This is a genomic window from Kitasatospora sp. NPDC051705, assembly GCF_044453265.1.
Lineage (GTDB): Bacteria > Actinomycetota > Actinomycetes > Streptomycetales > Streptomycetaceae > Kitasatospora.
On sequence record NZ_JBITCO010000011.1, the window covers coordinates 99,111 to 121,681 of the forward strand.

At 75.4% G+C, this 22,571-nt stretch carries 18 protein-coding genes; 10 read left to right on the plus strand and 8 right to left on the minus strand.

Annotated features, from left to right (window positions below; genetic code table 11):
* Positions 1 to 107: 107 nt before the first annotated feature.
* Positions 108 to 959 (minus strand): LysR family transcriptional regulator, encoded by an 852-nt coding sequence (locus ACIA8Q_RS16610; RefSeq protein ID WP_360210295.1) that lies wholly within the window; start codon positions 957 to 959, stop codon positions 108 to 110.
* Positions 960 to 1,054: 95 nt separating this feature from the next.
* Between ACIA8Q_RS16610 and ACIA8Q_RS16615 the strand changes: the two genes are divergently transcribed.
* From ACIA8Q_RS16615 to ACIA8Q_RS16635, 5 genes are all read left to right on the plus strand, one after another.
* Entirely contained in the window at positions 1,055 to 1,786 is a 732-nt protein-coding gene (locus ACIA8Q_RS16615; RefSeq protein ID WP_360210297.1) for an SDR family oxidoreductase, read from the plus strand.
* A 267-nt stretch (positions 1,787 to 2,053) separates the two neighbouring features.
* A complete protein-coding gene (locus ACIA8Q_RS16620; RefSeq protein WP_396317391.1) occupies positions 2,054 to 3,757 on the plus strand; it encodes an acyclic terpene utilization AtuA family protein in 1,704 nt (567 codons plus the stop codon).
* Positions 3,754 to 5,352 (plus strand): carboxyl transferase domain-containing protein, encoded by a 1,599-nt coding sequence (locus tag ACIA8Q_RS16625; RefSeq protein ID WP_360210301.1) that lies wholly within the window; start codon positions 3,754 to 3,756, stop codon positions 5,350 to 5,352. The genes ACIA8Q_RS16620 and ACIA8Q_RS16625 overlap by 4 nt, the downstream gene beginning before the upstream one ends.
* A 14-nt stretch (positions 5,353 to 5,366) precedes the next feature.
* Positions 5,367 to 7,313, plus strand: coding sequence for a biotin carboxylase N-terminal domain-containing protein (locus ACIA8Q_RS16630; protein WP_360210303.1), 1,947 nt, complete (start codon positions 5,367 to 5,369; stop codon positions 7,311 to 7,313).
* A 91-nt stretch (positions 7,314 to 7,404) separates the two neighbouring features.
* A complete protein-coding gene (locus ACIA8Q_RS16635) occupies positions 7,405 to 8,577 on the plus strand; it encodes an acyl-CoA dehydrogenase family protein (protein ID WP_360210305.1) in 1,173 nt (390 codons plus the stop codon).
* 119 nt (positions 8,578 to 8,696) lie between these two features.
* Here ACIA8Q_RS16635 and ACIA8Q_RS16640 read toward each other — a convergent pair whose 3' ends face one another.
* Positions 8,697 to 9,458 (minus strand): hypothetical protein, encoded by a 762-nt coding sequence (locus tag ACIA8Q_RS16640; protein WP_360210307.1) that lies wholly within the window; start codon positions 9,456 to 9,458, stop codon positions 8,697 to 8,699.
* A gap of 234 nt (positions 9,459 to 9,692) precedes the next feature.
* Here ACIA8Q_RS16640 and ACIA8Q_RS16645 point away from each other — a divergent pair, with 234 nt between their 5' ends.
* The 3 genes from ACIA8Q_RS16645 to ACIA8Q_RS16655 all read left to right on the plus strand — a co-directional run bounded on the left by ACIA8Q_RS16645 (position 9,693) and on the right by ACIA8Q_RS16655 (position 14,737).
* Positions 9,693 to 11,354: an AMP-binding protein gene (locus ACIA8Q_RS16645; protein ID WP_360210309.1), complete on the plus strand. Its 1,662-nt coding sequence runs from the start codon at positions 9,693 to 9,695 to the stop codon at positions 11,352 to 11,354.
* Positions 11,355 to 11,503: 149 nt separating this feature from the next.
* A complete protein-coding gene (locus tag ACIA8Q_RS16650; RefSeq protein WP_360210311.1) occupies positions 11,504 to 12,124 on the plus strand; it encodes a TetR/AcrR family transcriptional regulator in 621 nt (206 codons plus the stop codon).
* Positions 12,125 to 12,271: 147 nt separating this feature from the next.
* Positions 12,272 to 14,737 carry a SpoIIE family protein phosphatase gene (locus ACIA8Q_RS16655; RefSeq protein WP_360210313.1) on the plus strand — a complete coding sequence of 822 codons (2,466 nt, stop codon included), beginning with the start codon at positions 12,272 to 12,274 and terminating at the stop codon, positions 14,735 to 14,737.
* Between the two features lie 85 nt (positions 14,738 to 14,822).
* Here the strand turns inward: ACIA8Q_RS16655 and ACIA8Q_RS16660 are convergent, their stop codons facing one another.
* The 6 genes from ACIA8Q_RS16660 to ACIA8Q_RS16685 form a co-directional block, all read right to left on the minus strand.
* The gene (locus ACIA8Q_RS16660) at positions 14,823 to 16,430 is read right to left on the minus strand and encodes an MFS transporter (protein ID WP_360210315.1); all 1,608 of its coding nucleotides are present in this window, start codon (positions 16,428 to 16,430) and stop codon (positions 14,823 to 14,825) included.
* Positions 16,427 to 17,080 carry a helix-turn-helix domain-containing protein gene (locus ACIA8Q_RS16665; RefSeq protein WP_360210317.1) on the minus strand — a complete coding sequence of 218 codons (654 nt, stop codon included), beginning with the start codon at positions 17,078 to 17,080 and terminating at the stop codon, positions 16,427 to 16,429. Before ACIA8Q_RS16665 ends, ACIA8Q_RS16660 begins: the two co-directional genes overlap by 4 nt.
* A gap of 150 nt (positions 17,081 to 17,230) precedes the next feature.
* Positions 17,231 to 17,623 carry a cell division protein SepF gene (locus tag ACIA8Q_RS16670; protein ID WP_360210319.1) on the minus strand — a complete coding sequence of 131 codons (393 nt, stop codon included), beginning with the start codon at positions 17,621 to 17,623 and terminating at the stop codon, positions 17,231 to 17,233.
* A 271-nt stretch (positions 17,624 to 17,894) separates the two neighbouring features.
* Positions 17,895 to 18,410, minus strand: a complete 516-nt coding sequence (locus ACIA8Q_RS16675; protein ID WP_360210321.1) for a DinB family protein — start codon at positions 18,408 to 18,410, stop codon at positions 17,895 to 17,897.
* Between the two features lie 70 nt (positions 18,411 to 18,480).
* A complete protein-coding gene (locus ACIA8Q_RS16680) occupies positions 18,481 to 19,188 on the minus strand; it encodes a VTT domain-containing protein (protein WP_360210323.1) in 708 nt (235 codons plus the stop codon).
* A 150-nt stretch (positions 19,189 to 19,338) separates the two neighbouring features.
* Positions 19,339 to 20,625, minus strand: coding sequence for an MFS transporter (locus ACIA8Q_RS16685; RefSeq protein ID WP_360210325.1), 1,287 nt, complete (start codon positions 20,623 to 20,625; stop codon positions 19,339 to 19,341).
* Between the two features lie 186 nt (positions 20,626 to 20,811).
* Here ACIA8Q_RS16685 and ACIA8Q_RS16690 point away from each other — a divergent pair, with 186 nt between their 5' ends.
* Positions 20,812 to 22,005 (plus strand): ROK family transcriptional regulator, encoded by a 1,194-nt coding sequence (locus ACIA8Q_RS16690; protein ID WP_396317353.1) that lies wholly within the window; start codon positions 20,812 to 20,814, stop codon positions 22,003 to 22,005.
* 140 nt (positions 22,006 to 22,145) lie between these two features.
* Entirely contained in the window at positions 22,146 to 22,562 is a 417-nt protein-coding gene (locus ACIA8Q_RS16695; protein WP_360210329.1) for a TOBE domain-containing protein, read from the plus strand.
* Positions 22,563 to 22,571: the final 9 nt, after the last annotated feature.

Below are 22,571 nucleotides of genomic sequence, written 5' to 3' on the forward strand. Positions count from 1 at the left end.
CGCGGTGGCGGCCCGGCGGCTGCACCGCCGGGCCGCCACGCGCCTCGCTCCGGCCCGGGCAGCCGAGCCGGGCCACCTCGGCCGAGGCATGGGGGATCCACCGGGAACTACCGGAGGCGGGTCGCCGTCCGGACGAGGTCGGCGACGGCTCGGGACCGGCTGTGCGGCGGCCAGGCGATCACCGTGGTGACCTTCGGCGCGTCCAGTACGGGGACGGCGGCGAGGTCACCGTGCAGTCGGTCCCGGCACGACTCCGGTGAGACCGCGCAGGCGCGGCCGAGCGCGACGAGCTGCAGCAGCTGCGCGTGGTCGCGGACCTGCGGGCCGGGCCCGGGCGGGTAGCTGCCGTCGGGGGCGGGCCAGCGCGGCAGGGGCAGGCCGGGCAGCCCGGTGATGTCGGCCATGTGCACATGGGGCCGGACGGTGAGCGGATGCCCGGCCGGCAGGACCACGACCTGGCCCTCCGTGCCGAGTTCCTCGGTGTGAAACCCGGCCGTCGAGTCGTACGGCCGGTGCAGCAGCGCCACGTCGGCCCGGCCCTCGCGCAGCAGTCGTTCCTGCTCGGCCGGACCGCACAGGAGGACCTCGACGGCGGCGGCGCCGGGTTCGGCGGCGTACGCGTCCAGCAGCTCCGCCAGCAGTTCGCGGGACGCGCTGGCCTTCGTGACCAGGACCAGGCCGGGGCGGCCGGCCGGGGGAAGAGCGGCGCGGCGGGTCCGGCGCTCGGCCGCTTCGACCGCGTCGAGGGCCGCCCGGCCCTCGGTCAGCAGCACCGAGCCGGCTTCGGTGAGCGTGACGGTGCGGCTGGTCCGGTCCAGCAGCGCCGCCCCGAGCCGGCGTTCGAGCTGCCGGATCGCCCGTGACAGCGGCGGCTGCGCGATCCCGAGCCGCTGCGCGGCGCGCCCGAAGTGCAACTCCTCGGCGACGGCGACGAAGTAGCGCAGTTCCCTGGTCTCCATCCGGCCACGGTACTCCGGATCGATACCTGGAGGGTATCGATGCCCACCCGATCGGTCTTGGACCCCGGCCGGGGTCCGGGAGCAGCATGGTCTCCATGAGCGAACGAACGATCGCGCTGGTCACCGGCGCGAACAAGGGGATCGGCTACGAGATCGCCGCGGGCCTGGGCGCCCTCGGCTGGAGCGTCGGCGTCGGCGCCCGCGACGATCGGCGCCGCGAGGCCGCGGTGGAGGGGCTGCGCGCGGCCGGCGTCGACGCGTTCGGCGTGCCGCTGGACGTCACCGACGACGTGAGCGCGACCGCCGCCGCACGGCTGATCGAGGATCGGGCCGGGCGCCTCGACGTGCTCGTCAACAACGCCGCCATCGCGGGCGGCATGCCGCAGGAGCCGACTCGGGTCGACCTCGCCACCGTCCGTACGGTCGTGGAGACCAACGTGATCGGCGTCATCCGCGTCACCAACGCGATGATGCCGCTGCTGCGCCGCTCCGCCTCGCCGCGGATCGTGAACATGTCCAGCAGCGTCGGCTCCCTCACCCGGCAGTCGGGGCCGGACGCCGAGCGGACGGCGGGCCCGGTGGCCGCGGCGTACTCGCCGTCGAAGACGTTCCTGAACGCCGTCACCCTCCAGTACGCCCGGGAGTTGAGCGGCACGAACGTCCTGATCAACGCCGGCTGCCCCGGCTACGTCGCGACCGACCTCAACGGTTTCCGCGGCGTGCGCACCCCCGCGCAGGGCGCGGCCATCGCCATCACCCTCGCGACCCTGCCCGACGACGGCCCGACCGGCCGGTTCTTCGACGACGCCGGCGTCGTCCCCTGGTGACGTGTACGGCGGTCCCCACCCGCGCGGCCGCCGGGGTCGGTTCGCCCGGCCCGCGGCGGTCGCGCGGAGGGTGGGAGGAGGCGGCGGAAAACAAGCAGGCATGATTGCTTTTTTCTCAGGCCGGTGCCACGCTGCTGCCCGACGGCGCTCGTGCGGGAGCGCCGCCAACCCACCGGCAGGGGAGGCGCTTTGGCGCGCGCACGCTCGGTACTGCGGATCGGCAACGCCTCGGGCTTCTACGGGGACCGCTTCGACGCGGTGCGCGAGATGCTCACCGGCGGGCCGCTGGACGTGCTCACCGGGGACTACCTCGCCGAGCTGACCATGCTGATCCTCGCCAGGGACCGCATGAAGGACCCCTCGCTCGGGTACGCCCGGACGTTCCTGCGCCAGATGGAGGAGTGCCTCGGGCTGGCGCGCGAGCGCGGTGTGAAGATCGTGGTGAACGCGGGCGGACTCCAACCTGCCGGGCTCGCGCGTGAGTTGCGGAAACTGGTGCAGCGCCAGGGCATCGCGGCGACGGTCGCCCACGTCGAGGGGGACGACCTGCTCCCGCAGCGGAGCGAACTCGGCCTCCCCGAAGGCCTGCTGGCGGCCAACGCCTACCTCGGCGCCTTCGGCATCGCGGCCTGCCTGGAGGCGGGCGCGGACGTGGTGGTCACCGGGCGGGTCACCGACGCCGCGCTGGTCGCGGGCCCGGCGATCGCCCACTTCGGCTGGACGGCGGACGACCTGGACGCCCTCGCCGGAGCGGTGGTGGCCGGTCACGTCCTGGAGTGCGGCGCCCAGGCGACCGGCGGGAACTACGCCTTCTTCCGCGAGCACGACGTCACCCGCCCCGGCTTCCCGATCGCCGAGCTGCACGCCGACGGCTCCAGCGTGATCACCAAGCACCCGGGCACCGGTGGCGCCGTCACCGCCGGCACGGTGACGGCCCAACTCCTGTACGAGACCGGCGGGGTGCGCTATCCGGGCCCGGACGTCACCGCCCGCCTGGACTCGGTGCGGCTCACCGAGGAGGGCCCGGACCGGGTGCGGATCGACGGGGTGCGCGGCGAGGCGCCACCGGCCACGCTCAAGGTGGGACTCAACCGGCTCGGCGGGCACCGCAACGAGGTGGTGTTCGTCCTCACCGGTCTGGACGTCGAGGCCAAGGCCGACCTGGTGCGGCGGCAGTTCGCCGCCGCGCTGGCGCCGGCCGCCCGGCCCGCCGAACTGCGCTGGACCCTCGCCCGCACCGACCACCCGGACGCCCCGACCGAGGAGGCGGCCTCCGCGCTGCTGCGGCTGACCGCCCGCGATCCGGACCCGGCCCGGGTGGGGCGCCAACTGGGCAAGGCCGCCGTGGAGTTGGGCCTGGCTGGCTACCCGGGGTTCCATCTGACCGCCCCGCCCGGGCCGGGCGCCCCGTACGGGGTGTTCACCGCCGCGTTCGTGGACGCCAAGGCCGTCGGGCACACCGCGGTGCTGCCGGACGGCCGCCGGGTCGCCGTCCCGCCCGCGCCCGTGACGGCCCGGCCGGCGCTCCCGGAGCCGGGGACGGTGGCCGGGCCGGAAGCGGGCGCGGAGGCGCGGACGGAGGCGCGGACGGAAGCGGAGCAGGAGCCGGCGGCGCTCCCGCAGCCCCTCCCGGCGGGCCCGGTCCGCCGCGCCCCGCTCGGCCTGGTGCTCGGCGCCCGCAGCGGCGACAAGGGCGGTGACGCCAACCTGGGCGTCTGGGCCCGCTCCGAGGACGGCTGGCGCTGGCTCGCGCACACCCTGACCGTCGAGCTGCTCCGCGAACTTCTGCCCGAGACGTCGGAGTTGCCGGTGACCCGGCACCTGTTGCCGAACCTGCGCGCGGTCAACTTCACCCTCACCGGGCTCCTCGGCGAGGGCGTCGCCGCCCAGCACCGCTTCGACCCGCAGGCCAAGGCCCTCGGGGAGTGGCTGCGCTCCCGCCACCTCGACATCCCGGAGGTCCTGCTGTGACCGTGCTGCCCACCCGCGTCGACCCGGCCGGGCCCGAGTACGCCGAGCACCGCGCCGCGATGCTCGACAAGCTGGCCGGCCTGGACGCCGAGCACGCCAAGGCGCTGGCCGGTGGCGGGCCGAAGTACGTGGACCGCCACCGCGCCCGCGGCAAGCTGTTGCCGCGCGAGCGGATCGAGCTGCTGGTCGACCCGGACTCGCCGTTCCTGGAGCTCTCCCCGCTGGCCGCCTGGGGCAGCGAGTACCCGGTGGGCGCGGCGCTGGTCACCGGGATCGGGGTGGTCGAGGGCGTGGAGTGCGTGATCACCGCCAACGACCCCACGGTGCGCGGCGGCGCCAGCAACCCGTGGACGCTGCGCAAGGCGCTGCGCGCCAACGAGATCGCGCTCGCCAACCGCCTTCCGCTGGTGAACCTGGTCGAGTCGGGCGGCGCCGACCTGCCCAGCCAGAAGGAGATCTTCATCCCGGGCGGCGCGCTGTTCCGCGACCTGACCCGGCTCTCCGCCGCCGGAGTGCCCACCGTGGCCGTGGTGTTCGGCAACTCGACGGCCGGCGGGGCGTACGTCCCGGGCATGTCCGACCACACCGTGCTGGTGCGGGAGCGGGCGAAGGTGTTCCTCGGTGGCCCGCCGCTGGTGAAGATGGCCACCGGTGAGGAGGCCGACGACGAGTCGCTCGGCGGAGCGGAGATGCACGCCCGCACCTCGGGCCTGGCCGACCACTTCGCGGTGGACGAGGCGGACGCGCTGCGGCTGGCCCGCCGGATCGTCGCCCGGCTGGACCACCGCAAGCCCGGCCCGGCACCGGACCGCCTCGCCGAGCCGCCGAAGTACGACGAGGAGGAGCTGCTGGGCATCGTTCCGGGCGACCTCAAGGTGCCCTTCGACCCGCGCGAGGTGATCGCGCGGATCGTGGACGGCTCCGACTTCGACGAGTTCAAGCCGCTCTACGGCACCAGCCTGGCCACCGGCTGGGCCAGGCTGCACGGCTACCCCGTCGGGGTGCTGGCCAACGCCCAGGGCGTGCTGTTCAGCGCGGAGTCGCAGAAGGCCGCCCAGTTCATCCAGTTGGCGAACCAGCGGAACGTCCCGCTGCTGTTCCTGCACAACACCACCGGCTACATGGTCGGCAAGGACTACGAGCAGGGCGGCATCATCAAGCACGGCGCGATGATGATCAACGCGGTGTCCAACTCACGGGTCCCGCACCTGTCGGTGCTGATCGGCGCCTCCTACGGGGCCGGCCACTACGGCATGTGCGGCCGGGCCTACGAGCCGCGCTTCCTGTTCGCCTGGCCGAGCGCCAAGTCCGCGGTGATGGGCCCGCAACAGCTCGCCGGGGTGCTGTCGATCGTCGCCCGGCAGTCGGCCGCCGCCAAGGGGCAGCCGTACGACGAGGACGCCGACGCGGCGATCCGCGCGATGGTCGAGCAGCAGATCGAGGCCGAGTCGCTGCCGGCCTTCCTGTCCGGGCGGCTCTACGACGACGGCGTGATCGACCCGCGGGACACCCGCACCGTGCTGGGCCTGTGCCTGTCCGCGATCCACAACGCGCCGGTCGAGGGCGCGCGCGGCTACGGCGTCTTCCGGATGTGAGGGGACGAGACGACATGATCACCAACCTGCTGGTCGCCAACCGCGGCGAGATCGCCCGACGGGTCTTCCGGACCTGCCGCGCGCTCGGCATCGCGACCACCGCCGTCCACTCCGACCCGGACGCCGACGCCCCGCACGTGCGCGAGGCCGACGCGGCCGTGCGGCTGCCGGGCGCCGCGCCCGCCGACACCTACCTGCGGGCCGACCTGATCGTCCGCGCGGCCCTGGAGGCGGGGGCGGACGCCGTCCACCCCGGGTACGGATTCCTCTCGGAGAACGCGGAGTTCGCGCAGGCGGTGCTGGACGCCGGGCTGGTCTGGGTCGGCCCGCCGCCGGCCGCGATCGCCGCGATGGGATCCAAGACGGCCGCCAAGCGGCTGATGGCCGCGGCCGGCGTGCCCGTCCTGGGCGCCCTGGAGGCGCCGACCGAGGCCGACCTGCCGGTGCTGGTCAAGGCGGCGGCGGGCGGCGGCGGCCGCGGCATGCGGGTGGTGCGCACCCTGGCCGAGCTGCCCGACCAGCTGGCGGCCGCCCGGGCCGAGGCGGCCAAGGCCTTCGGCTCGGACGAGGTGTTCTGCGAGCGCTACCTGCCCACCGGGCGGCACGTCGAGGTCCAGCTGCTGGCCGACGCGCACGGCACGGTCTGGGCGGTCGGCGACCGCGACTGCTCGCTGCAGCGGCGGCACCAGAAGGTGATCGAGGAGGCGCCGGCGCCGGGCCTGCCGGAGGCCGTCCGGGCCGGGCTGCACGCGGCGGCGGTCAGTGCCGCCCGGGCGATCGGCTACACCGGTGCCGGCACCGCCGAGTTCCTGCTCGCCGAGGACGGCCGGTTCCACTTCCTGGAGATGAACACCAGGCTGCAGGTGGAGCACCCCGTCACCGAGGCGGTCAGCGGCCTGGACCTGGTGGCGCTGCAACTCGCCGTCGCGGAGGGGGAGCCGCTGCCCGGTCCGGTCCCGCCGCCGTCCACCGGCTGGGCGATCGAGGCCCGGCTCTACGCCGAGGACCCGGCCAAGGACTGGCAGCCCGCCACCGGCACCCTGCACCGGCTCGAACTCGACGGCCCGCACCAGGAGTTCACCGGCCGTGGGGTCCGGCTGGACTGCGGGGTGGCGGCCGGCCAGGAGATCACCCCGCACTACGACGCGATGCTCGCCAAGGTGATCGCCTGGGCGCCGAACCGGGCGGCCGCGGCCCGCCTGCTGGCCGACGCGCTCGTTCGCGCCCGGATCCACGGCCCGGCCACCAACCGGGAGTTGCTGGTCCGTGCGCTGCGCCACCCGGCCTTCCTGGCGGCCCGGTTGCACACCGGCTTCCTGACCGAGCACGCCGACGACCTCGCCGCCCCCGACGGCGGCGACCCCGCCCGGACCGCCCGCGCCGCCCTGGCCGCGGCGCTCGCCGACGCGGCCGCCCGCCGCCGCACCGGGCCGCACGGCGCGCTGCCCCCGGGCTGGCGCAACCTGCCCTCGCAGCCCCAGCTCAAGCGCTACCGGGCCGAGGACGGCACCGAGCGGGAGGTCCGCTACCGGCTGACCAGGGACGGCCTGCGGGCCGACGGGCACCCGGGGACGGAGCTGGTCGACGCCACGCCCGAGCAGGTCGTCCTGCGCGAGGGGGCCGTCCGGCGCGGCTACCGCGTCGCCCGCCACGGCGACCGGGTCTTCGTCGACGGCCCGGACGGCGCCACCGCACTGACCGCCCTGCCCCGCTTCCCCGACCCGGCCGCCCGGACCGACCCGGGCGCCCTGCTCGCCCCGATGCCGGGCACCGTCGTGCGCACCGCGGCCGCCGTCGGCGACACCGTCACCGCCGGCCAGCCGCTGCTTTTTTTGGAGGCGATGAAGATGGAGCACCGCGTCACCGCCCCCGCCGACGGCGTCCTCGTCGAACTCCGCGCCACCCCCGGCCAGCAGGTCGAACTCGGCACCCTGCTGGCCGTCGTGCAGACCCCCGCCTGACCGGCGGACCGCGGGCCGCGGCACGACCGGAGCGCGGCCCGCACCCGCCGGACCACAGCCTGAGCACCGCCCGAGCCAGGAAGGACCCCGCATGTCCACCATCGGCAGTCAGCTCATCGAGACCCCCGAACGCCGGGCGCTGCGCCAGGCCGTCGCCGATCTCGGCGGCCGCTATGGCTCCGCCTACTACCTCGCCAAGGCCAGGGCGGGCGAACCCGCCGAGGAGCTGTGGGCCGACGCCGCCAAGGCCGGCTACCTCGGGGTGAACCTGCCCGCCGAGTATGGCGGCGGGGGCGGCGGCATCACCGATCTGGCCATCGTGCTGGAGGAGTTGGGCACGGCCGGCTGCCCGCTGCTGCTGCTCATCGTCTCCCCGGCGATCTGCGGCACGGTGATCGCCCGGTACGGCACCGAGGAGCAGAAGCGGCAGTGGCTGCCGGGCCTGTCCGACGGCAGCCGCCGGATGGCCTTCGGCATCACCGAGCCGGACGCCGGCTCCAACGCGCACCGGATCTCCACCGTCGCCCGCCGGGACGGCGAGGACTGGCTGCTGACCGGCCGCAAGGTCTTCGTCTCCGGCATCGACCACTGCGACGCGGTGCTGTTCGTGGCCCGGACGGAGGACGCCCGCACCGGCCGGCTCAAGCCCTGCCTGTTCGTCGTCCCGCGCGACACCCCCGGCTTCGAGTACCGGGCGATCCCGATGGAACTCGTCGCGCCCGAGAAGCAGTTCCAGGTCTTCCTGGACGACGTCCGGCTGCCCGCCGACGCGCTGGTCGGGGACGAGAACGCCGGCCTGCTCCAGCTCTTCGCGGGCCTCAACCCCGAACGCGTGCTGACCGCGGCCTTCTCGCTCGGCCTGGCCCGGCAGGCCCTGCGCAAGGCCGTCGAGTACGCGCGGACCCGCACCGTCTGGTCCACCCCGATCGGCGCCCACCAGGGCCTGGCCCACCCGCTGGCCCAGTGCGCGGTGGAGATCGAGCTGGCCCGGCTGATGACCCAGAAGGCCGGCCTGCTCTACGACGCGGGCGAGGACGTGGCGGCCGGGGAGGCCGCCAACATGGCCAAGTACGCGGCCGGCGAGGCGGCCGCCCGGACGGTCGACCAGGCGGTGCAGACCCTCGGCGGCAACGGTCTGACCCAGGAGTACGGGCTGGGAGCGCTGCTGACGGCCACCCGGGTGGGCCGGGTCGCTCCGGTCAGTCGGGAGATGGTGCTCAACTACGTGGCCCAGCACACCCTCGGCCTGCCGAAGTCCTACTGAGGCAGACCCGCACCGCGGGCGGCGGGCGGCCGCGGGAACACCGCCGGCCGCCCACCGCCCACCGCCCGCCGTCCGCCGGAGCCGGCGACGGCCCCGGCCGGCGGCCGTCGGCGGGCAGGTCAGGACTCGGCGTCGCGTCCGGTGCGGCGGCGCAGCGCGCGGACGCCGAGGCCGACCGCGCCGGCGATCACGGCCGCCCCGCCGAGCACCTGGGCGCTGTTGGCATCGGACGCGCCGCCGCCACCGGTGCCGACCCCGCCGACCGGGCCGGTGGGCGAGGCGCTCGGCGGGCCGCCGGGGGAGGCGCTCGGCGAGGAGCCGGGGGAGGAGCCGGGCGACGGCGAGGCGCTCGGGGAGGGGCTGGTGCTCTGGCCGACCGGCGACGGCGAGGAGGACGGCGACGGGGAGGGCGACGGCGACGGGGAGGGCGACGGAGACGGTGACGGTGAGGCCGAGGGCGAGCTGTTGGCGCAGGACACGTCGAAGACCTTCTGCTTCGCGTTGCCGTTCTCGCCGACGAAGGTCCACTCGAGCTTGTAGTGCCCGTCCGGCAGGCTGTAGTTCGGCGTCGCGCCGGCTCCGGTGGTCAGCAGGATCGACCCGGACAGCACCAGGGCGTTGCCGGTCGGCGGCTGTTGCGAGATGGTCCAGGACACCAGCTGCACGGTGTCGAAGTTGAAGGCGTCCAGGTAGAACCGGCAGACCTTGGGCTCGTCGCGGGTGTCGTTCACCGGCGTGGTGTCGTTGTGGATCTTCACGTCGCCGTTGTCACCGGGAGCGGCCAGCGCGACGGGCGCGCCGCCCAGGGTGAGGGCGGCGGCCGCCGCGGTGGCGGCGAGCAGCCGGCGGGCCGACCGCAGGCGAGGGGAGGTGGGACTCACGGTGGGGGCTCCAGGTGCCGGGGCCGCGTCCGGGGGCGGGCGGCCGTGGTGCAACACCGTCGGCCCGGGCGCCCCCGGCGGCAAACGTGCCACGCGCGCTCCGCCCTTCGTTCCTCACAATGGCGCAACGTCCCGTCGCTGTCCGTATGCTCCTGAACGCGCCCCCGGCCGGCCGCCCGTCCGACCCGCAGCCGGCCCTCGATCCTGCGTCAACTACCTTTGTGGAGGCACACCTTGGTCTTCCGTAGCGAGTTCCCCGACGTCCCCGTGGTCGACCTGCCGATCCATGACGCGGTCCTCGGCGACGCGGCGCGGTACGGCGAGCGCCCGGCCCTGGTCGACGGCGTCACCGGCGAGTGCGTGAGCTACGCGCGGCTGGCCGCCGGGGTCGAACGGGTGGCCGCCGGGCTGGCGGGCGCGGGGGTGCGCCAGGGAGACGTGGTGGCGCTGTTCAGCCCCAACACGATCGGCTACCCGCTGGCCTTCTACGGCGCCACGCGGGCCGGCGCCACCGTCACCACCGTCTCCTCGCTCGCCACCGCCACCGAGCTGGCGGGCCAGCTCCGCGACAGTGGCGCCCGGTGGCTGATCACCGTCTCCCCGTTCCTGCCGACCGCCCGCAAGGCCGTCGACCTGCTGGCGGGCCCCGCCGGTGGCGGGCCGGAGGTGGTCGTCCTGGACGGTGCCGAGGGCCACCGCTCGCTGGCCGACCTGCTGGCCGCCACCGGCCCCGCCCCCGCCATCACCGTGGACCCGGGCCGGGACGTCGCCGTGCTCCCCTACTCCAGCGGCACCACCGGTCTGCCCAAGGGCGTGATGCTCACGCACCGCTCGATCGCCACCAACCTCGCCCAGTGCGACGCGCTCTACCGGCCCGCCGAGGGCGAACGGGTGCTCGCCGTGCTGCCGTTCTTCCACATCTACGGCCTGGCCGCGCTGCTAAACCAGCCGTTGCGCTGCGGCGCCACCGTGGTCGTGCTGCCCCGCTTCGACCTGGAGCAGTTCTGCCGCACCGTCGAGGAGCAGCGGGTGCAGGCCCTGGTGGTCGCCCCGCCGATCGCGCTCGCCCTGGCCAAGCACCCCGCCGTGGACCGCTTCGACCTCTCCTCGGTCGAGTACCTGCTGTGCGCGGCCGCCCCGCTGGACCCGGACCTCGCCGAGGCGTGCGCCCGCCGGCTCGGCCTGCCGCACCTGCTCCAGGGCTACGGGATGACGGAGCTCTCCCCGGTCACCCACGTGGTCTCCCCGCACGACCCGGCGCCGGCGCCGGGTTCGGTGGGCCGGATGGTCCCCTCCACCGAGCTGCGCGTCGCCGCCCTGGACGGCTCCGACCCGGACCTCGGGCCCGGCGCGCAGGGCGAGCTGCTGATCCGCGGCCCGCAGGTGATGCGGGGCTACTTCGGCCGCCCCTCCGACACCGCGGCCGTGATCGACGCCGAGGGCTGGCTGCACACCGGCGACGTCGGCTACGTCGACGAGCGCGGTTACCTGTTCATCGTCGACCGGGTGAAGGAGCTGATCAAGTACAAGGGCTACCAGGTCGCCCCCGCCGAGCTGGAGGCGGTGCTGCTCGGACACCCGCAGATCGCCGACGCCGCCGTCATCGGCGTCCGGGACGCCGACGGCACGGAGTGCCCCAAGGCCTTCGTGGTCCGCGCCCCCGGCGGGGTGCTGAGCGCCGAGGAGGTCGGCGCCTACGTGGCCGAACGGGTGGCCCCGTACAAGAAGGTCCGCGCGGTGGAGTTCGTCGAGGCCGTCCCCAAGTCCCCGGCCGGCAAGATCCTGCGCCGCGAACTGCGCGACCGGGAGGCCGCCCGCGCGGCCGGCGCCGTCGTGGCACCCCGCACGGGCGGCCCCGACGGCGCCCGCCCGGCGGCACCCGAGGCCGCGCACTGACCCCGCCGGAGGAGGACGGCGCCCCCGGAAGCGGCGGGCGGGCCCCCGTCTGTGAAGATCGACCCGCGGGCCGCGCCGGGCCCGCCGAGCGGCCCGGCGCTCCCGGCCGGCCCGCCGCGCCCCCACCGGAACAGGAACCGCCACCCGCCATGACCAGCCACCCCGCCGCCCGCACCCCCCAGCAGGACCGCAGCCGCGCCACCCGGGCCCGGCTGCTCGCGGCCGCCGTGGACTGCCTGGCCGAGCTGGGCTGGCACGGCTCCACCGTCGGGGTGGTGGCCGAGCGGGCCGGTGTCTCCCGGGGCGCCGCCCAGCACCACTTCCCGACCCGCGAGGACCTGTTCACCGCGGCCGTCGAGCACGTCACCGCCGAGCGGCTGGCGGCCGTCCGCGCCCACGCGGACGAGCTGCCGGCCGCCGGCCCCGACCGGACCCGGGCGGTCGTCGACATGATCGTGCGCCTCTACACCGGCCCGCTGTTCCGTGCCGCCCTCCACCTGTGGACGGCCGCGGCCACCGAGGAGGCGCTGCGCGAGCGGATCATCGCGCTGGAGGGACACGTCGGCCGGGAGGCCCACCGGGCCGCCGTCGAGTTCCTGGACGCCGACGAGAAGCGCCCCGGCGTGCGCGAATCCGTGCAGGCCACCCTGGACCTCGCCCGCGGGCTGGGCCTGGCCAACCTGCTCACCGACGACAGCGGCCGACGATCCGGAGTGATCCGGCAGTGGGCGGGCGTTCTGGAGAGTACGCTGCGGCCGGTACGCCCATGACGCCCGTACGACCGGAGCGGCCGGACGAGCCCTGACCAAGGGGTCGCCGGGCGGCCGATGTCCGTGCAGTCTGGAGAAGAACCCCGGCCGGCACGGACCGCGAGGCCGCCCGGCCGGGCACGAGCCGAACCGGGGTGCTGCCTGATCATGCACGGACACGAGTGGGACGCGACCGCCGCCGCCGGCCCCGCACCCGGCGGTGCCCCCGTACGCCCCGACGGCCACCGACTCGTGCCGCTCGCGACGGCCCTGCTGCAGGGCGACGGTCTGATCCTGCACTGGAGCGAGGACGCCGAGGAGCTCCTCGGCTACACCGCGGAGGAGGCCGTCGGCAGTTACGCCGCCCAGCTGCTCACGGACGGCGGGGACCGCCCCGAGGTGCTCGCCCTGTTCGAACGCATCATGGGGGGCACCGGCTGGTCCGGCGTGTTCCCGGTCCGTCACCGGGACGGCCACAAGGTCGACCTGGAGTTCCGCACCTACCCGATCGCCGGCCCCGGCGGCACCCTGCTGCTGCTCGCGACCGCCTCCGACTCGCGGGCCCTGCACGCCATCGAGGCAGACCTCGCCGTCCTCGACGGCATCTTCGGCCGCTCACCGATCGGCATGGCCGTCTACGACACCGACCTGCGCTACGTGCGGATCAACGAGGCGCTGGCCCGGATGAACGGCGTCCCGGCCGCCGCCCACCTCGGCCGCCGGATATCCGCGGTGCTGCCCGGCATCAACACCGCCGAGATCGAGCAGACGATGCGACAGGTGCTGAAGACCGGAAGGCCCGTGGTCGACGCCCGTTCGCACGGCCGCGTCCCCGGCGACCCGAGACGGGACCACGCCTGGTCGGCCTCCTACTTCCGGCTGGAGGACTCCACCGGCCGGGTCTTCGGCGTCTGCTCCTCGATCATCGACGTCACCGAACGCTTCCAGGCGGAGGCCCGGGCCGCCCGGGCCCAGGAGCGCCTGGCCACCATCGCCGAGGCGACCGCCCGGATCGGCACCACCCTCGACCTCCAGCGCACCGCCGAGGAGCTGATCGAGGCCGTCGTCCCCCGGTTCGCCGACTTCGCGACCGTAGACCTGCTGGAGCCGGTGCTGCGCGGGGCCGAGCCCAGCGCCATCCCCGCCGACCGGACGATCACCCTGCGCGCCGTCGCGGTCGGCGAGTCCTACGAGTCGGGCCTCGTGCACGCCGTCGACGTCGTCGGGGAGACCTCCGAGTACGCCCCCGACCGCAGCTACACCCAGTGCCTGCGCAGCGGCCGCCCGCTGGTGCGCGCCAAGGTGACCGAGGAGGTGCTGCGCGGGCTGGTCTCCAGCGAGGACCGGGTGGCCCCCGGCATGGCGGCCGGCATCCACTCGTACCTGATGGTGCCGCTGACCGCCCGGGGCATGGTGCTGGGCGGCTCGGAGTTCATCCGGATGCGCAATTCCGAGCCGTTCAGCGACGCGGACGTCGCACTGGCCGAGGAGCTGGTCGCCCGCACCGCCCTGGCGATCGACAACGCCCGGCTGTACCGGCGCGAGCGGGAGACGGCGCTGACCCTGCAGCGCAGCCTGCTGCCGCAGGAGATCCACCGCACCCTCGGTCTGGAGATCGCCTACCGCTACCTGCCGAGCAGCGTGGTCAGCGAGGTCGGCGGCGACTGGTTCGACGTCGTCCCGCTGTCCTGCGGCCGGGTGGCGCTGGTGGTCGGGGACGTGATGGGCCACGGCATCCGGGCGGCCGCCACGATGGGCCAGCTGCGCACCGTCGCCCGGACGCTGGCCACCCTCGACATGCCCCCGGAGCAGGTCCTCACCCGACTGGACGAGACCGCCTCGGGGATCGGCGAGGGCCAGTTCGCCACCTGCATCTGCGCGGTCTACGACCCGTTGGACCGCACCGTGCAGGTCGCCTCGGCCGGCCACCTGCCGCCGGTGTGGGTCGGCCCGGACGGCACCGCCCGGCGGGTCGAGGTCCCGCCCGGCGTGCCGCTGGGCGTCGGTGGGGTGGCCTTCGAGTCCACCGAGTTCACCCTCCCCGAGGGCGGCATGGTGACCCTCTACACCGACGGCCTGGTCGAGCGGCGGGGCCAGGACCTCGACGACGGCATCGACCTGCTGGCCCGCACCCTCGCCGGGCCAGGCCGGACGCTGGAGGAGAGCGCCGACGCCGTCCTCGCCGCGCTGGTCACCGACGGCACCGACGACGACATCGCGATGATCATGGCCAGGGTGCTGCCGCTGCCCGCCGACCGGATCGCGACCCTCCCGCTCACCGGCGGCGGCCGGCTGCCCGGCAAGGCCCGCCGCTTCACCCGCGCCACGCTGGACGCCTGGGGCCTGTCCGCGCTCTCCGACTACGCCGAACTGCTGGTCAGCGAACTGGTGACGAACGCCCTGCTGCACGCCGGGGCGCCGCGCCGGCTCCGGCTGTTCCGCGACCGCGTGCTCACCGTGGAGGTCTCCGACGCGGGCGGGCAGACCCCGCAGCTGCGCCCGTTCGCCGAGCAGGACGAGGGCGGGCGCGGGATGTTCCTGGTCAGCGAGCTGGCCCAGCGCTGGGGCAGCCGGCTGACCCGGGACGGCAAGGTGGTCTGGGCGGAGCTGGAGCTGCCCTTCGGGACGGTGTAGCCGCCCGTCCCCGAGCCCCGGGAACGACGTTCCCCCGCACCTCCGCGCCGGCGGCGCGGGGGAACGGGGGAACGGTCCGGCCCGATCAGGCGTCCAGCTTCTCCGCTGTCGGGGCGGCTGCCGGGGTAGCCGCCGGAGCGGGGACCGGGACGGGATCGGCCGCCGGCTGGGCGGGCAGGCGCCGCAGCAGCCGCCAGGCCATCACCGCCGCGCCGGTCAGCAGCGCGGCCGCCAGCAGGCCGGCGCTGTTCATGCCGTACACGAAGGACTCCCGGGCGCTCGCCAGCAGCGGCTCCGCGACGGCCTGCGGCAGGCCCTGCGCGGTCTCGACCGCCGAGCCCAGTGACTCGCCGGCCCGCGCCGCGAGCGCCGGGTCCGTCCCGGCCGGCACGGTCAGCCCGCTCGCGTAGATCGAGCCGACCACCGAGCCGACCAGCGCGATGCCGAGCGCGGTGCCCAGCTCGTACGCGGTCTCCGAGACCGCCGAGGCGGCGCCGGCCTTGTCGGCGGGCGCGGCGTTCAGCACCAGGTCGGCGCCGAGCGTGTAGACGACCCCCTCGGCCGTGCCGACCAGCAGGAAGGAGGCGGCCAGCAGCAGGTAGGTGGTGTCCTGCTGGATCCAGCCGAGCGCACCGACGCCGAGGCCCATCGCGAGCAGGCAGGAGGTCAGCGCCGAGCGGGCGCCGAAGCGCCGGGCCAGCCGGGCGGTGAGCAGTCCGCCGACCACCGAGCCGACGAAGGCCGGCAGCTCGGCCAGGCCCGCCCGCAGCGGTTCGTAGCCGCGGACCAGCTGGAGGTACTGCGAGGTCACGAAGACCACGCCGGAGAGCCCGATCAGGGAGATCAGCGAGGCCAGCGCGGCGGCGGTGAACCGCCGGTCGCGGAAGAGCCGGACGTCCAGCAGCGGGGTCTCCAGCCGCAGCTGACGGCGGACGAACAGGGTCAGCGCGGCGGCGCCGAGCAGGAAGGTGAGGGGGACGTCCCAGCGGGCCACCCCGTGCGCGGCGGCCTCCTTGACGGCGTAGACGACGCCGATCACGCCGGCCATCGACAGCACGACGCTCAGCACGTCCCAGCGGCCCGGCTTCGGGTCCCTGGACTCCGGCAGCAGCCAGGCGCCGGTGACCAGCAGCAGGACCAGGATCGGGATGTTCAGCAGGAACACCGAGCCCCACCAGAAGTGCTCCAGCAGCACCCCGCCGACCACCGGCCCGAGCGCGGCGCCCGCGGTGGCGGCCGCGCCCCAGATGCCGATCGCGGTGGCCCGCTCCCGGTGGTCCGGGAAGAGGCTGCGGATCAGCGACAGGGTGGACGGCATGATCGTCGCCCCGGCCACGCCGAGCAGCGCGCGGGCCAGGATCAGCCAGCCGGAGGTGGGCGCGTAGGCGGCCAGCAGCGAGGCGGCGCCGAAGGCGGTGGCGCCGGTCAGCAGCAGCCGCTTGCGGCCTATCCGGTCGCTCAGCGCGCCCATGCTGACCAGCAGGCCGGCCAGCACGAAGGAGTAGGCGTCGCCGATCCAGAGGAGCTGGGTGCCGCTGGGGCGCAGCGTCTCGCTGATGGAGGGGAGGGCGAGGGAGAGGACGGTCGCGTCGACCGCGACCACGGTGACGGCCAGGACGAGGACGGCGAGGCCGGTCCAGCGCTGGCGGGGAGTGCTCTGCAGGGTGGTGCCGGTGTGGACGGTGCTGCTCATGGCGTATCGGTGTCCGGTTTCCGGTCCGGGGCGGGGTGGTGCGAAGGGGGGGTGGGCGCAGGGGGCAGGGGTGCGGGGGGCAGGGGTGCCGGGGGCGCGGGGGCGTCGGAGCGGCGCAGCGCACCGCCGAGGAACAGCTCGGCGAGCGAGAAGGCGGCGTCGCGCGGGGCGAGGCGGCCGTCCTGGATGGACCAGCCGATGCCCGCGACGAGGTCGAAGAAGGCCTCGCTCAGCCAGGCGGCGCTCAGCTCGATGCGGAACACGCCCTGCTGCTGGCCGCGCAGGAAGAGCGCGTGCAGCCGGGCGATCTGGACCTCCCAGAGGTCGTTGATGCTGTCGTCGTCGTAGAGCTGGTTCTCGCCGGCCAGGAAGGCGCAGAGCGAGGCGTCCGGGACGGCGGCGTCCACCAGGCGGCGCAGTGCCGCCGCGCTGTCGCCGTCCTCGACGGCCGCGGTGTCCAGCGCGGCGGCGAAGCGGCGCAGGCCGAGCAGGCCGATCTCGCGGATCAGGGCCTCGCGGCCGGGGAAGAGCCGGTGCAGGGTGGCCCGGCTGATGCCGGCGGCGCGCGCGATCTCGTCCAGGTGGGCGGTGGGGCGTCGGGAGAGCACGCCGACGGCGGCTTCCAGGACGGTGTCACGATCGGTGGCCATGAGTCGAGTGTAGGTCATCTGAGACGTGGATGTCTCATACTTAAGGTCTGCGTCTCGAATGCTGCATGCGTCGGCGGCGTCCGGACGTGAAAAAACCGGGGACGGCGGGTGCCGTCCCCGGTCGGGGTCCTGCGGGGCCGTGCGGCCCGGTCAGCTCTGGTTGTAGAACCCGGTCTCGTCGAGCGGGCGGTCGATCACCATGACCTCGACCTCGGCCGGGGTGAGCAGGAAGACCCGGCGGGCGATCCGCTCGATGCCGCCCTGGGTGCCGAAGACCAGTCCGGAGGCGAAGTCCACCATCCGCTTGGCCTCGGCCTCGTCCATCTCGGTGAGGTCCATGACCACCGGGATGCTCGCCCGGATGTGCTCACCGACCGTCCGCGCCGCCTCGAAACCGGTCGGCCGCAGGGAGACGATCTTCGCGGGGGCGGGGACGGACGAGACCGTCTCCTGCTCGACCCACTCGTCCTCGTACACCGCGGCCGGGTAGTGTCCCGAGGGCATCAGCCACCCGTTGTGGTGCTCGTCGCGAAGTGCTCCCATGCCGCGCCTCCCTGCCTCGTCCCGTCCTGGTCCCCCGGGGGTGGGTGCCCATTTTTGACACGTCATCCACTCGTCGGAACTGTCCGAGTATCGCACTGTTCACCGGTCCCGTGCCCGCTCGCGACCCCCGTACGAGTCGTGCCGCGCCGGAAACCCGGGCGAACCCGGGCAACATCAGCGACGCGGCCGGGCGCCGTACGGTTGCGCGCGTAGACCATATCGGTCTCGGTCACCGCCCAGTTGACTTTCTGTCAACAATGCGGAAACGATTTCACTCGCCGGTGGCGCCGTCCACCAGTTCGCGCAGCAGATCGGCGTGACCGTTGTGCCGGGCGTACTCCTCGATCATGTGGACGAGGATCCACCGGAGCGTCACCTCCTGCCCGTGGCGCGGCCGCTTGCCCACGGTGTCCAGCGACAGGCCGGCGCTCACCCGGCGGGCCGCGGCCACCTCGGCGCGCCAGACGGCGAAGTCGGCCGCCACGTCCGCGGTGTCGACGTGGTCGAAGTCGCCGTCCGGGTCGGCCTCCGTCCAGTAGTGGCCGGTGGTGAACTCCTCGCCGGACAGCACGCCCTGGAACCAGTGGCGCTCCACCTCGGCCATGTGCCGGACGAGGCCGAGCAGCGAGAGCGTGGACGGCGGGACGGAGCGCAGCCGCAGCTGGTCGTCGCTCAGGCCCTCGCACTTCAGGGCGAGGGTGCTGCGGTGGTAGTCGAGCCAGGCGGTGAGCATGGCGGTCTCGTCGGCGGCCATCGGCGGGTCTATCCGCGGGGAGAGTTCGGTCATGCGGGCCATCCTGGCGCCCCGCGCGGACGGGGGCGAGCGAATTCCCGGGCGGGCGTCGGGGCGGCGGGCGTCAGGCCGCCCGGGACCGGCGGCGGGCGGCGGCGGCCCGCCAGAGCCCGACCGCGCTGCCCAGCACCAGCAGGGCGATCACGCCCGCCGACACCAGGAAGGCCGCGGAGCCGGGTTCGCCCGCGCTGGCGGCGGCCGTCACGTACACCGCGGTGGTCGGCACCACGCCGATCGCGGTGGCCGACAGGAACGGCAGGAAGCGGACGCCGGAGAAGGCCGCGCCGTAGTTGGCCGCCTGGAACGGCATGCCCGGCAGCAGCCGCAGCACCAGCACGCTGCGGAAGCCCTGCTCGGTGAAGCGCCGGTCGAGCGGTCCGAGCACCCGCCCGCGCAGGTACGGCCGCAGCGCGTCCCGCCCGAGACCGCGGCCGAGCGCGAAGGCCATCGCGGCCCCCAGCGTGGTGCCGAGCACCGCGAGCAGCACGCCCTGCTGGATGCCGAGCAGCAGCCCGGCGGCGGCGTTCAGTGCGGGCCGGGGGACGAAGGCGAGGGTGCCCACCGCGTAGACGGTGGCGAACAGCGGCGCGAACCAGTACCCGGGCATCCGGTCGGCGAGCCCGCCGTCGAGCAGTGCCGTCGGGCTCCAGAGCAGCAGCGAACCGGCCGCGGCGGCCAGCAGCGCCACCAGCAGCGCGAACCGCCACCACGGCGAACGGGCGGCGGCGGCCGGGGGGAGTTCCTCGGCCGCGGTGGCGGGCGGGTCTGTCACGGGAGCTGGCACCGGCCGAGCCTAACCCGTGGGCGGGGCCGCCCGGCCGCCCGCCCGCCTGGTCCGCCCGGCCCGGTGGAGGCGGAACCGTGCCGTCCGGCCGCGCGGTGGTCGGCGGTGACCCGGGGAGGGGCTCCCCGAGTCACCGGCTCACCGGACGGTGAGGTTCCCGCCGGTGGTGCTCTCCTCCGGCGCCGGGTCGGTGGCCGTCGTGGCGGGACGGCTCCGGTCGGCCGGTGCGTGCGCGCTGCCCGGGCCGTCGGCGTGCTGTTCGGCCCGGCGCAGGGCGCCGGCGCTCAGCAGCAGGGCGAGGGCGAGGGCGGTGACCAGGCCGAAGGAGACGGTCAGCGAGGTGGCCTGGGCGAGGGCGCCGATGACGGCCGGGGCGATCAGGCCCGAGGTGTAGGTGACGGTCGCGACGCCCGCGATGGCCTGGCTGGGGTTGCTGCCGATCCGCCCGGCCGCCGCGAAGGCCAGCGGCACGGTGACCGCGATGCCGACGCCGAGCAGCGCGAAGCCCGGGATGGCCAGCGCGGGGCTGTCGGCGGCCACCACCAGCAGGCCGCCGGCGGTGGCGACGGCGCCGCCGAGCCGGGTGGTGCGGACGGCGCCGAGGCGGCGGATCACCGCGTCCCCGGCGAGCCGGCTGACGGCCATGGTGAGCGAGAAGGCGGTGTACGAGGCGGCCGCGAGGGTGGCCGAGGCGCCGGTGACGTCCCGCAGGTAGACACCGCTCCAGTCCATCGAGGCGCCCTCGGCGAAGACGGCGCAGAAGCCGACCAGTCCGATCACCAGCGAGCTGCGCGGGGGCAGGGCGAAGCGCGGCGGCGCCTCCGCCCCCGCGGCGGCGCGCAGGTCCGGCAGGCCCCGGCAGACCGGCTGGGCCAGGGCGAGCAGGGCGAGCGCGGTGACGGCCAGCTGGAGCCGGGCGTCGAGCGCCAGGTGGGCGGCGAGGATGCCGAAGGCGGAGGCCAGCAGGCCGCCCGCGCTCCACATCCCGTGCAGTCCGGACATGATCGAGCGGCCGAGCCGCTGCTCGATCTCCACGCCCTGGGCGTTCATGGCGACGTCGGCCATCCCGGCGGTGGCGCCGTAGAGCAGCAGGACGGCGCAGAGCACCGGCAGCGAGGGGGCGAGGGCGGGCAGGGCGAGGGCCAGGCACCAGAGCGAGAGCAGGCCGCGGACCGCCGCCCGCCCGCCGTGGCGGTGGGTGATCCGGCCGGCCAGCGGCATCGCGAGGGAGGAGCCGATGGCGGGCATCACCAGGGCCAGGCCGAGCTGGCCGGGGGAGAGGTCCAGGCGGTCCTGGATCCACGGGATGCGGGTGACGAAGCTGCCGCTGACGGCGCCGTGCACGGCGAAGACCAGGGCGATGCTCGCCCTGGCCCGGCGTCGGGCGGCCGGCTGTTCCAGTGGTGGCGTGGCGGTGCTGCTCATCCGACGGTCCCTCCCGGGTCGCGCACTGCGGCGCGACGTCGCCCTGTGGGTGGTCTACGGGCCGGCCGTGCGGGCCGGGCGGCGGCGGGGCCGTTCGGCGGACGGCGCGACCGGCTGGTGGTTCGTCCCTCCGGTAAATTATCAGGAAGGGACCCTGATAGAAACACTCTGGAAGGATGAGCTGCCATGACCACCGCGCGTACGGCCACGCCGAGCACCGCCCGGGCGATCAACGACCGGCTGGCGCTCAACCTGCTCCTCGAACAGGGCCCCCTCACCGCGACCGAGCTGCGCGACCTCACCGGCCTCTCCCGGCCGACCGTCGCCGACCTGCTCGACCGCCTCCAGCGGACCGGCCTGGTGGCCGTCGTCGGCGAACGCGGCGAACAGCGCCGGGGCCCGAACGCGCGGCTCTACGCCCTCGTCGCCTCCCGCGCCCACATCGCCGCCTTCGACGTGCGCGCCGGCGGCGTCACCCTGGTCGTCGCCGACCTCGCCGGACGCACCCTCGCCACCGCCGAGGTCCCCGTCGAGGACGACGCGGCGCCCGGCACCGCCGAGCGGCTCGTCCGCACCCTGCGCGAGACCGCGCGCGGCGCCGGGGTCGAGCAGCTGCACACCGTCGCCGTCGGCGCCCCCGGACTCGTCGACCCCGCCACCGGGCGGCTGCAGAGCACCGGCAAGCTCCCCGCCTGGCACGCCGAACTCCTCGCCGAACTGAGACGGCTGCCCGACACCGAGGTGATCCTCGAGAACGAGGTCAACCTCGCCGGCCGGGCCGAGTACCGGATCGGCGCCGCCCGCGACCGCGACACCTTCGTGCTGATGTGGCTCGGCCACAGCGTCGGCGCCGCCGTCATCCTGGACGGGCGGCTGCGCCGCGGCTTCTCCGGCGGCACCGGCGAGATCTGCTTCCTGCCCGTCCCGGGCACCACCGGCCTGCCCAGCGCCGACAGCAGCGAGGGCGGCTACCACGGGCTGGTCGGCAGCGTCGCCGTCTGCGAGCTGGCCCGCGCCCACGGCCTGCCCGCCGCGCCCGACGGGAACGCCCCCGCCGGCGAGGCCGCCGTCCGCGCCGCCCTGGCCGCGCTCGGCCCCGGCGAGCCCGGCGGGCCGTTCCTGGACGCCCTGGCCGAGCGGATCGCCATCGGCGCGGCCAGCGTCTGCGTCGTCCTCGACCCGGGCTGCGTGGTGCTCGGCGGCGAGATCGGCCGGGCCGGCGGCGCCGAGCTGGCCGACCGGGTCGAACGGCGGCTGGCCGGGCTCTCCCCGCTGCGCACCGAGGTCCGGGCCGGTACGGCGGGCGGCGGGGCGATCCTCGCCGGCGCCGTGCTCACCGCCGGGGACGCCGTCCGCCGGGACCTCTTCGGCGAACCGTAGGGCTCGTCCGACCGACGACCCCCGCCGCGGCCCTCCGGGGGGCGCCGCTTCGCGGGCCCGGCACGCCGTACGGCAGGATGTCGGCGAGGGTTCGGCGCACGCCGGGCCCGTCCCTCCGGAGTCAGCGTCAGGAGTCGCACATGGGCCAGCCCGAGGCGCCGGTCAACCCGTACCGGATCGGCGAGGCCGCGGCGCTGCTCGGCGTCAGCGCCGACACCATGCGGCGCTGGGTGGACGCCGGGCGGGTCGCGGCCCAGCGGGACGAGCACGGCCACCGGATCATCCCCGGCGCCGACCTCGCCGCCTTCGCCCGCGAGCTGGCCCGGCCCGAGAACGCCGAGGCCGAGGGCCGGCCGTCCTCGGCCCGCAACCGCTTCCCCGGGATCGTCACCGACGTGGTGCTCGGCGACGTCGCCGCCCAGGTGGAGGTCCAGGCGGGCCCGTTCCGGGTGGTGTCGCTGATCAGCCGGGAGTCGGCCGAGGAACTGAACCTCGTCCCCGGCGCACCCGCCACAGCCGTCATCAAGTCCACCAACGTGATGATCGAACGGCGCTGAGCCCGGCGA